General features: G+C 64.2%; 8 protein-coding genes. 2 read left to right on the forward strand and 6 right to left on the reverse strand.

Features of this window, described 5'->3' with window-relative positions; all coding sequences use genetic code 11:
• Positions 1-195: 195 nt before the first annotated feature.
• Both V7082_RS19880 and V7082_RS19885 read right to left on the reverse strand, forming a co-directional pair.
• Positions 196-675 (reverse strand): RrF2 family transcriptional regulator, encoded by a 480-nt coding sequence (locus tag V7082_RS19880; RefSeq protein ID WP_334151279.1) that lies wholly within the window; start codon positions 673-675, stop codon positions 196-198.
• Between the two features lie 77 nt (positions 676-752).
• The gene (locus V7082_RS19885; protein WP_334151280.1) at positions 753-2969 is read right to left on the reverse strand and encodes a TonB-dependent receptor; all 2217 of its coding nucleotides are present in this window, start codon (positions 2967-2969) and stop codon (positions 753-755) included.
• Between the two features lie 655 nt (positions 2970-3624).
• On the opposite strand from V7082_RS19885, the gene V7082_RS19890 reads away from it, so the two are divergent.
• Both V7082_RS19890 and V7082_RS19895 read left to right on the forward strand, forming a co-directional pair.
• On the forward strand, positions 3625-5946 hold the full coding sequence (locus tag V7082_RS19890) for a TonB-dependent receptor (protein ID WP_334151282.1): 2322 nt from the start codon (positions 3625-3627) through the stop codon (positions 5944-5946).
• Between the two features lie 106 nt (positions 5947-6052).
• Complete coding sequence (locus tag V7082_RS19895) at positions 6053-6832, forward strand: tetratricopeptide repeat protein (protein WP_334151283.1); 780 nt, start codon at positions 6053-6055, stop codon at positions 6830-6832.
• 141 nt (positions 6833-6973) lie between these two features.
• On the opposite strand, the gene V7082_RS19900 is transcribed toward V7082_RS19895, so the two are convergent.
• From V7082_RS19900 to V7082_RS19915, 4 genes are all read right to left on the reverse strand, one after another.
• Positions 6974-7990 carry an AraC family transcriptional regulator gene (locus V7082_RS19900; RefSeq protein ID WP_334151284.1) on the reverse strand — a complete coding sequence of 339 codons (1017 nt, stop codon included), beginning with the start codon at positions 7988-7990 and terminating at the stop codon, positions 6974-6976.
• A 215-nt stretch (positions 7991-8205) separates the two neighbouring features.
• Positions 8206-9081, reverse strand: a complete 876-nt coding sequence (locus V7082_RS19905; protein ID WP_334151285.1) for a MurR/RpiR family transcriptional regulator — start codon at positions 9079-9081, stop codon at positions 8206-8208.
• Positions 9078-10688 carry an ArnT family glycosyltransferase gene (locus V7082_RS19910; RefSeq protein ID WP_334151286.1) on the reverse strand — a complete coding sequence of 537 codons (1611 nt, stop codon included), beginning with the start codon at positions 10686-10688 and terminating at the stop codon, positions 9078-9080. Before V7082_RS19910 ends, V7082_RS19905 begins: the two co-directional genes overlap by 4 nt.
• On the reverse strand, positions 10672-10992 hold the full coding sequence (locus tag V7082_RS19915) for a lipid-A-disaccharide synthase N-terminal domain-containing protein (RefSeq protein ID WP_442909828.1): 321 nt from the start codon (positions 10990-10992) through the stop codon (positions 10672-10674). Before V7082_RS19915 ends, V7082_RS19910 begins: the two co-directional genes overlap by 17 nt.
• Between the last annotated feature and the right edge of the window lie 84 nt (positions 10993-11076).

Below are 11076 nucleotides of genomic sequence, written 5' to 3' on the forward strand. Positions count from 1 at the left end.
ATCAAACGAGAAAACAGTCTACCCGCAGCCGAACTTCAACAGCCTGCTAGAGCATTTTCCGACGCCGTGGAGGCCCGTTCGTCGCACTGCGGATCGTTTTTGGACGCGATGCCTGGAAAACTCCAGGACGGCGGGGCGATTCCTAACCGTTTTCAGGCTCTCGAAGGTGGTTGCTGTTCAGCAGAGAGGTTCCTTTCAAACGCTTTGGAATGTCTTTGGCCTCTCGCTCTTCGCCGTGGCCTCCCTGGCGGGGGCCCGGGATGACACGGTGGATGTGTCTGCCGGCTTGCCACGATTTGTATACGCGCAAAGCTCGGCGATCGAGTGCGCGTTGAGAACATCGAAGAACCTGTCGCTCGCCGCCTTAAAAGCGTCGCGCATGCCGATGTCGTCCGGGTTCGATCCGACGCGCCAGCTTCTCGTATCCTCGACGAACTGGACCACGTCGCCCACGCGAATGGAGGTTGCCGGGAGGGCGAGCGTGTACCCGCCTCGGCTTCCACGGACGCTCTTGATAAACCCGGCCAAAAGAAGCTCGTGGGCGATCTTGCCGGTGTACGGCGCGGGCGCTCCGATGGCCTTGGCGATGGCGTTCTTTTTGGCGACACCGCCGGGGCACGTGGCGACGTAGTGCAGGAGTCTCACGGCGACGATTGCGCGCGATACGACACGCATGATGCTGCTCTTTCTGGCTAACGGCGGGGATCGGGCATGGCGGCGCGGTTGGGAGACGCCGCCATGCCCTGTTCCGCCTAGAACCGACTCGTCACGCCGACATAGACGGCGCGCGGCGATCCCGGCGTAATGTTGTTGTCGCTGTGAGCGGTCGCGTAGTAGTCGGTGTCGAACACGTTCTCGACGTTGAGCTGGGCCTTGAAGCTCTCATTGATGTCCCAGAACAGCGCGGCGTCGACACGGGCAAATCCCGGCAAGGTGACGCCGTTGTTGACGCTCGCATACATGTCGCTGCGCGAGACGACGCCGAGGCCGGCCGCCCAGTTCGGCAGGAACCAGTATTTGTTCCAAAGCGAGAACGTGTGGCGCGGAACGAGCGCGACGTCGTTGCCGGTCGTGGTTGCGGTTCCCCGCACCAGCTCGGCCTCCTGGTAGCCGTAACCGGCCACGACCTCCCAGGCGTCGGTGAGGTATCCGGTGAGCGCGAGCTCTCCGCCTTCGGACCGGGTCTTGCCGACCTGCTGGCTGAGGCCGGGGCTAATCTGGACAAGCGTGTTCTCTCGATCGAGCTGGTAAAGGGCGCCCGTGAAGGCGAGGCGCGGCGCGACATCCCACTTGAAGCCGATCTCCTTGTTGATGAACTCCTCTGGCTTCAGGTTGTCCGTGCTGGTTGGAGATCCGCCGGTGAGGCTCGCGAACTGGTCGCCGCTCGACGGCAGGAACGACTTCGAATAGCTGGCGTAGAACGAGACCGTCTCGAAGGGCTTGAAAACGACGCCGATGCGCGGCGACCAGACGTCATCCACCCGGTCGAGCTTCTGCCCGGTCGTCTCGTTGGTGTAGTCGAGATCGAAGCGATCGAACCGGATGCCGCCGATCACCTCGAAATAGCGCCCGATCTCGATCTGATCCTGCGCGTAGACGCCGACGAGCGTCAGCTCGCTATGATTGAGATCGCCAGGAGTCGTTCCCCACGCAGGCACGAAAGACGAGAAGGGGTTCGCGAAGGGAACGTTGGGCACCGGATAGTTTCCGGACCGCGGATCGCGCTGGTTGAACGTCTCCTGGAACCCGAACTCCGTACCGGCGAGAAGCGTGTGGCGGATGCCCGAGCCGGTATATACCTTCGTCGTCACGTCCGTCTGATTGAAGATGCTCTCGCGGTCTGTGATCTGGTTGTAGGCTCCGAGCGCGATGGTGCCTCCCGGTGTGCCGTTCCAAGCGCTGTTGGCGAAAACATTCTGGTAGAACTTCTCGTAATTGCCGTACTGCGTGTGGTTCTTGACCTGAATGCCGTTGTCGAACTTGTGCTCGATCGTCGCGGTGGCGACGTGCGAGTTGAAGTACATGTAGCTTTCGTCGGGGTTGCCGAAGAACGTGGACTCGTCGGTCTTGGCGGGCTTTCCCGTCAAAGAGTTCGACGGAATGCCGCGATCGACCGTGCGGTCCTCGTTGAAATACTCGTAGGCGAGGCGGATCTTTGTGTTGTCGCCCGGCTTGAACGTGACCTTCGGATTGATGCCGTAGCGCTCGAGCTCGACGAAGTCGCGGTAGCTGCCCGAGTCCTCGTACATGCCGTTGATGCGCACGGCGAAGTCGTTGGTGACCGCCTGTCCGGCATCGATTTCGACGCGTTTGGTGCCGAACGAGCCGAAAGTCGTCGCGGCCTCGTAGATGCGCTCGCCGTCGGCCTTCTTGGTGACGCGGTTGATGACGCCACCGCCGCCGCCGCGGCCGAAGATCATCGCGTTCGGACCCTTCAGCACCTCGACGCGGTCGACGTTATAGAGATCGCGGAAGTACTGGACGTCGTCGCGCACGCCGTCGACGAAGAAGTCGGCGGTCGTGCTGACGCCGCGGATCGTCGGCGCGTCGCGGTGGCCTTCGCCCTGCCCCATCACGATGCCGGGCACGTAAGTGAGGGCCTTGCTCAGATCACGCGAGCCCTGATCTTTCGCCTGCTCCTTCGTGATGACGGTGACGGATTGGGGAATGTCCTTGAGCGGCGTGTCGGTCTTGGTAGCGGTCGAGGACCTCGTGGCGATATAGCCATCGACGCCGCCATCGGAGCTGAGGGCGGTGCTCTCGCTCCACGCCTCTGGGCTTTCGACAGGCGCGGCGACCGGTGCCGGCGCCGCAGCCGGAGCCTGCGGAACCGGCGACGCAACAGTCTTCTTTTTGGCCTTCGCCACTTTTTTCTTGGCTTGCGCCGTGACTTCGAGCGTCGGCAACTCTGCCGGATCGGCTGCCTCCTGCGCGAAGGCGCCTGCTCCCAAGCCCAAACTTCCGGACATCACTGTCCCGATAAAAAATGCCGCGGAATGAGCGCCGCGGCTTTTGACATTACGCATCTGACCGTCCCCCAAGTGTGTGCCCCAGCTCGGTCGTGCCAGGACGGATGCAGCCGTCGCGGCACGATCTTGACGCAAGCTGGCTGGCTAGCGGACGGCTGACGCGTCGTTGGCTGGCTTGCTCACGCGGGGTCAGACTTGGTTTGCGTACTGTAGTAGTAAATAATCAAAATCCGCGAAAACTCCGACATCGTTGTTTCAGATGCGGGACCGCAACACCGCGAGGGTCGCCCGCTCGAAGAGTCGCGCGCTATCCCATGCGTTCGAATGTTCCCGTGTCGCGAGAACGCTCTCGTGAGCAGCGGTTGAGAACGCGAGCATGCTTCGAGACTCGAGTCTCGCGATGCGACGCGGCGAGGACGCGAATAGACTGCTGATCGAACGCACTCGGTACTTTTTACCTCCGTAAACTTCCCGAAGTGCACCGTCGGCAAACGCAGCGACCGATCGCAACGCGCAAAAAAGACTCCACAAAATCTTGATTCATCTTGTCATGTTATGGTCGGACCGGCCCTCTGAGCGCGGGGAGGGCCAAGCGACGCGCATGTCTCGTCATGCCTCCCCAATGGGACAGGTTTGTTTTTTGGGGGGTGGCTCTATGAGCCCGAAAGTTGACATTCCACGCCATGAGGCACCGGCCAGCTTCGCTGGCGACAGCACGTTCATGACGGCCATGTCGGTGGGCATCGCCTCGATGCTTCTGACGACGGGGGCGGTCGCGCAAGAGACGGCGGGCGAAGAGGCAACCTCGCTTCCGCCGCTCGAAGTCACGACGAAATCCAAGAGCGCTGCCAAGAAAAAGGCGGCTTCGCAGCAAGCGCCGTCGGCGCCGAGCCAGCCGCAGCCCGTACCGTACGAGCCGCCCGCCGAGGTGTCGGATGGCGGCGGAGATGGACGGGGCGGCATCAACTATTCCGAGGACTATCAGGTCAAGAGAGCGTCCACGGCCAAGTTCACGGCCCCGCTGCTCGATACGCCGAAGAGCGTGACCGTTGTCACCCGGAAAGAGATGGATGACCGCGCTGCCAACTCGCTCACAGAGGTGCTGCGCACCGTGCCGGGCGTGACGTTGGGATCCGGCGAAGGCGGCACCTCGCTCGGCGACCGCCCCTTCATCCGCGGCTTCGAGGCGAGCGGCGACATGTCGGTCGACGGCGTACGCAATCTCGGCCGGGCAAGCTACGAAGTCTTCAATCTCGAAGCCGTCGAGCTGAACAAAGGGCCTGGCGGAACCTACAACGGCCGCGGCTCCACCGGCGGCAACCTGAACATGGTCAGCAAGGCCGCCCGCGACGACAAATTCTTCAACAGCTCGACCACGCTCGGGACCGATGCCACGAAGCGGCAGACGATCGACGGCAACTATGCGACCGACTCCGGCGTCGCTTTCCGCTTGAATGCGATGTGGCACGACGCGGACGTGGCCGGCCGCGACGAGGTCTTCCACGAGCGTTGGGGCATCGCCCCGTCTCTTGCTTTTGGCCTCAATGGACCGACCCGCGCCACGTTCAGCTACTATCATCTCGAAACCGATGAGCTTCCGGATTTCGGCCATCCTGTGCTGTCGGGCACGCAGCAGAACCCCGGCCGCCCGTTGAACATGAAGCGGGACGCCTTCTATGGCGCGGTCAATCGCGATTTCCGTGAGACCGAGACGAACCTCGCGACCGTGAAGTTCGAGCATGACTTCAGCGATTGGTTCCGCGTGCAGAACATTACGCGGTATGCGGACTCGCTGAACGAGTATGTCTACACGCGTGCGACGGCCACGACCGGCAATACCATCGTCAATCGCGACGTGCGTAGCGCGCGCCGTTACACGGAAGGCATCCTCAATCAAACCGACTTCACGGGCGAGTTCGACACGGGCTCGATCGGACATTCGTTTGCGTTCGGCGCGGAGTTCAGCCGCGAGCGCGTACAGTCCGGAGGCTTTGCCGGCGTGCCCGCCATTCTGCCGCCGGATCTCAATATCCCGATCGGGCAGTGGCCGAACGTTTTCCCCAACATCTCGAACACGACGTTGACCACGACGCCCTTCGGCACGCCGACCACGACGGAGACGGCGGGTGCGTATCTCTTCGATACCATCAAGCTCACCGAGCAATGGCTCGTGAATGCCGGCGTGCGCTACGATCACTACGATGTCGACAACACCGTGGCGCGCAACGTTTCCGACATGTGGAACTATCAGATCGGGCTCGTCTACAAGCCCGTGTCGTACGGCAGCATCTACGTCGTGCATGGAACCTCGTCCAACCCATCCGGCGAGACGCAAGGACAAGCCGGCAACGCCGATCCGGGCGGCAACTTCGGAAACAATCGCGAGAACCTCGATCCCGAGAAGAACCGCAGCTACGAGATCGGCACCAAATGGGATTTGCTCAACAAGCAGCTCTCTGTCGCGGGCGCGATCTTCCGCACGGAGAAGACGAACGCGCGTGCGACGGACCCCACGACCGGCCTCGTCGAGCTGATCGGCGAGACGGTGGTCGATGGCATCGAAGTCGCCGTGACGGGCAAGCTGACGGACCGGTGGGAGATCGTCGCGGGGTATACGTATCTCGACGCCGAGCTCGTCGATGACGGAGCCGGAACGAACGAGGGCAACCAGGTGAAGTATATCGCGCCTCACAGCTTCAGCCTGTGGACGACTTACGCGCTGACCGATGCCTTCAAGATCGGCGGCGGCGCGTTCTACATGTCGGAGCGGTTCGTGGACGATGCCAACACGCGCGAGCTGCCCTCGTATTGGCGCTTCGATGCCATGGCGGCGTATCAGCTCTCCGACAACATCAATCTCCAACTCAACGTCAACAACATCTTCGACGAGACGTATTACGACGCCTCGCACGTCGGGTTGTTCGCTCTGGTCGCGCCGGGACGCTCCGGCCTGCTGAGAGCCGACGTCAAGTTCTGAGATCATGGGCGCAGGCAGGCTTCGTCTGCCTGCGCTCTCCCCCAAGAGGAGGCTGCGGCCTCCACTCTCATGAAAATCCTGCCCACGTCCTCCGAAAGCCTGCGTGATGTCTGAGGAAGCGCCTCCGGACGCAAGCCGCGGCTATGGCTATTCCCGCCTGACCGCCATGAGCCGGGAGGAGGCCGACGCGCTCGTTACGCGCGATCCGCGGGAGGCCGCGCGTCTCGCCGAGGCGGCCGCCAAGCTCGGGATTGTCGATGCGCAACTGGTATGGGCGCAGATGCTGCTGCGTGGGACCGGGACACGGCGCGATCCGCAAGCGGCCTTTCGCTGGTTCAACATCGCAGCCGTCACGGAGCGTCCCGATACGCTGAACATGCTCGGCCGCTGCTATGAGCTGGGCTGGGGCGTCGACATCGATCACGCCGAGGCCGCGCGGCTTTATCGCGTCGCGGCTGCGGACGGCTACGACTGGGCCCAGTTCAATTTGGCGACGCTCGTTTTCGCAGGATCCGGCGTTCCGCAAAGCGATCGCGAGGCCCTCGCCTTATATGTCCGCGCGGCGCGCCAGGGACACGGGAAGGCCATGACGGTGATCGGACGCTTTCGGGAGGAAGGCTGGTCGGTCGCCCGGAAGCCCGCGGCTGCGTTACGCTGGTACGCAAGAGGGGCGAAGCGGGGAGATTTCCGCGCGCACTTTCGCCTGTCGCAACTGGACTTCACGGCGGGCCAGCGCGAAGCCGGACTCGCGCATCTCGCGCAAGCCATCGAGGCTGCCCATCCGGAGTTCTGCCGCGACCTCGCGCCCGCGCTCCTGGCGCACTCCGACGGCGACGTCCGGTCCCTTGGTCAGCGCGCGCTCGAACGGGCGCAGGCGCCTTTCTAGAGCACGTTCTCTCTCAATGGAATCGCCCATCGGGAGTGACCGTGCTCTATCTCTTTGTTTTAGAGTCTGAGTCACGCTCTCGATGCGAGCTGAAGGGCTCGCATCTCAAACGATCAGGCTCTAGCGGGATCTTCGGCCGCGTCACCGTCGGCGAACCCATCCCTGCTGTCGGATCTCGGAAGGCGTTCGCCCGTAGCTCCGCTTGCAATGGATCGCAAATCCCCGTGGCGTGACAAAGCCCCACTTCTTCGCGATCTGGGCGATGGACGTGCTCTCGGACGCACTCAGCAGATCCCTGTAGGCGCCTTCGAGCCGGATCTGCCGCAGATACTCCATCGGCGACATCCCGAGGAACTGCTTGAACCCGTAGTGCAGGGCGCGAATGCTGATGCCCGCCGCGGCGGAGATGTCCGGCAACGTGAGGGGATGATCGGCCTTCTCCCGCATGAACTCCGTTGCGCGCAGGATGTAGCTCGGCCGAATATCGTGGGCCGCATGCGACAAGAGGGCAGAATAGCTGTGCTGGAAATTCTCCAGCACGAACATCGTCAGCGTCTCGGAGAAATGGGCGGCGGCGCGAGAGGACGGCGCAAGACAGGAGGCCGCGTCTGCCGGCTGCGCGGCCGCGAGCACCAGCGACAGGAGCGTGCGCGCGGCCGGAGACGCTCCGTTGAGCTCAGGTGAGAATGTGATGGGCCGGACGACCGGGCGATCCAGGAGTTGCGACAGCGTGCCGATCAGCTCGTCTTGCGAGAGCTTGAGGACCGCAACGGCAAACTGCTCCGAGCAGGCCAAGACGTCCCCCTCGTTCATGGGTCCGAGGAAACCCTGGATCTGGCTGCAGGACACCTCTCGGGGCCCCGCTCTCATCACCGCCCGCCCCGATAGGGGGAGAAGAGCGAAGATTCCGTCGAGATCCTCCTTCTGAAGGAAGTTGCCGCCATGCGGCATGCTCGTCTTCAGCGCGATGGCATTGGCGATCGGGACGACGGACGACGAAAGCCTGATCGCGTCATGATCGGAGGCCGGAGAGATCTCGACCTTCGAGACGCGCCGCGAGAAGTACTCCGACAACTCGTCCCGATCGCTGCTTTCGATGGTGAGGCTGACGTGGGCCTTGCCGGGCGCGGCAGAGGTTTGGGGGCGTGCTGATTTCATCGATACTGCTGGTTGCGGTGACAGCGGGCCGCGGGACCGACCACGAACGCGCGCCGGCTGGTCTGTTGACGGAGCGTCGCCGACGGGATCGCTCGCGCGTCAATCCTGGCCTCTCTGCTGTCGTCGTAGGCAATATGATTGTAGTAGTAAACAATCAGAATCCGCGAACCTTGCGACAAGCGTTGCCTCGCAGGCTTCCGAGGCGCTCCGCCTCTCTACGGTGTTTTACCGACGGATTTCCGCAGCTCGTTCAAACGTTCGAGCGTCGTGACGGAGCGGTCCTTGTTCCGATGCGCCAGCGCCAGCATCATCGCCTCGAGACAAACGAACGTTGCGCCGTGCAAGGCGATGCGGCCGGCCTGTCCGCGGTGCACGTTCACGACCGTGGTGGCGTGGGCCGCCAGCCCCTTTTCATCGAAGTCCGTGATGAGGACGATACGTTTGCGGAGCCTGCGCGCCTCGGACATGCAGGCCGTCGCCTCCTTGTAGGGCCGGCCGTAGGCCAACATGATGACCACATCCACATCCTGAAGACCGAGCAATTGGTCGGGCAGAGGCGATCCGCTGCCGTCGAAGACGCGCGCCGGCCGTCCGCTGCGGGTCAATTGCAGGGCCACGTATCGCGCGAGATAGGAGGAGGGCCCGAGCCCGAAGACGCCGACGCGGTGGGCCGATGCCAGCACTTTGACGGCCGCCGCCATCTGCTCGCGGGCTTCGGGAGACGTGAGAGCTTCGAACGCGGCACGGTGATCCTCCAGGACGCGATCGATCGCGGCGTCGTGCGCCTCGTCGATCCCCGTCAGCGTTCTTGCCATGTTGTCGGCGGCGGAGTGACCCTGTCCGAGCGTGGCCGCCAGCTCGCGCTTCAGATCGTTGAAGCCGTCGAAGCCCAGCGCCTTGACGGCGCGGATGACGCTCGCATCCGAGGTGCCGATCATGGCGCCGAGCTCGACGGCGGACTTGGTCATCGCATCCAGCCGGTTGGCGTCGATGAACGCGACGACGCGCATCAGCGAGGGCGAGAGGCCGCTCATGCGGGCGCGGATGCGATGGCCGAGCTTGTCGTCCGGGGTGTCCTCGTCCGGCTTCATGGCGTCACGTCCTCGACCGCCGAGACGACCGTGATCATCTCCGTGAGGCGATAGCGTTTGCGGTAAAGCACCCGGCCGGCCACAGGCTCGTCTCCGGTGTGCGAGGTCGCCCGGGTGCGGACAACGGCAACGCCATCGGCGTGTTGGGAGAGCCACGCGGACAGCTCCTCCTCCGGAACGAGCACGACGGGATGCGCGAGCCGCGCGAGGAAACCCAGCTCGCCCCGGGTTTTCTGAGCGACGGCGATGGGATGGTCGCGGAACCGGTGCACGACGTCCGCGACCGGCTGCAGATCGAACAGGCTGGCCATGCCGGCCCGGGCTTCGACCGCCAATCCGCCGAGGACGATCAAATTGGCCGCGGCCAGGCCGACGAGCGTGCGCTGCGCCGGACCGCGGAAGAGCGCGATCGCGGCGAGGGCCAACGCGCCGATCACGAGCAGCCGCGGGAGGCTGAGCTCACCGGCGATGCTCGCGAGAGAGCTGTCGTCGGCAAAGAGACGGCCGCCTCCCATCGCGAGCGCCGCCAGCACCGCAAGACTTCCGGCCGCGAGAACGGCCCAGCCGAGACGGTCGGTGTCGCGGAGCGCGGCCGTCCGGATGCCGAGTGCGACCAGCACCGCAACGGCCGGCACCAGCGGCAGCAGGTAATGGATCTGCTTGCCGCTGATCAGGCTCAGGCCGACGAGCCCCGGCAGAAGCCAGCTCAGAAGGAAATTGCGCGCGGGTGTCCCGGCCGCGACGCTCCGCCTCAGGCCGATCCACGCCGGACGCCAGACGAGCCAGGGCAGGCAGAACAGCAAAAGCACCGGCAGGTAGAACCAGGCCGGACGGGCGTGCGCGAACGAAGAGGTGATCCGTCCCGCGGACTGCGTCCACAGCAGCATCTCAGCGTAGTCCGCGCCGCCGATGGAGGCCGCCCGCAGCGCCCACGCCAAGCCGATCAGCGCGCCGAGCGCGAGGGCCCCGCCCATGCGCCAGAACCAGCCCGGCCGATGCGCCGGCGCTACCCAAGAGCGCGCGAGCAAGGCCGCAGGCGCGGTGAACAGCAGCACGATCGGACCCTTGGCGAGCAGCCCGAGACCGATCGAGGTGCCGTAAGCGACGACTGCTTTCCGGTCTCCCGATCGTCCCGCGATCCATAGCGCCAGCATCGCGCCGGCGACCGTTGCCGTGAGCAGCATGTCGAACATGACCGCGCAGCCGAGAACAAGAAACAGCGGCAGTCCGAGGAGGAGGAGCGCGCCGAGAGCCGTATCGGACGTCTGCGCCGGCGCGAGCCGTTTCTCTAGGGCGTGCGTGAGGACAAGGACGAGCACGGCCGCTCCGACGCCGACGAGCCGCGCTTGCCAGACGCCCACCCCGAAGAGGCTCCAGCTTGCATTGATCAGCCAGAACAGCAGGGGCGGCTTGTGCGCATACGGCTCGAAGTTGAGCGTGGGCAGGCTCCAGTTGCCGGTGACGCGCATCTCCCATGCGACGGTGAGGTAGCGCGTCTCGTCCACGGGAAACGCCGGCAGCATCGCGGCGGCCGCAACGAGGGCTCCTCCGAGCAGCAGCAGGAGTGCGAAGCTCCATCGGCTTCCTGTGCTAGCGTTCGCTGTCACACGCCGTCCCCGTGGTCTCGGCAGGTCGAGAGCGACCGGCGACGAAGTAGAGATTGCGTCCGTAGATCAGGATCCCGGAGGCCTGACCAATGATGAACACCGGATCTGCGCGGCGGATCGCGTAAGCCAGCAGCGTGAAGCCGCCGGCAAGGCTGAAGTACCAGAACGCGCGCGGGATGACGGAGCGGCGCTGCTTTTCGGATGCGATCCATTGGATGAGGAAGCGCATCGTGAACAGCATCTGGCCGGCAAGGCCGATGCCGAGCCACAGCGTGTCGGAGGCGACAGGCGCCGCGGCGGTCACAGCACGTCCTCCAGCTCGACATTCGCAATCTGGCGCTTCATGAGCCAGCGCACGCCGATGAGATCGTGAACGCCAACCCACAGG

It is taken from the genome of Hyphomicrobium sp., from assembly GCF_036833075.1.
Taxonomy (GTDB): Bacteria; Pseudomonadota; Alphaproteobacteria; order Rhizobiales; family Hyphomicrobiaceae; genus Hyphomicrobium_C.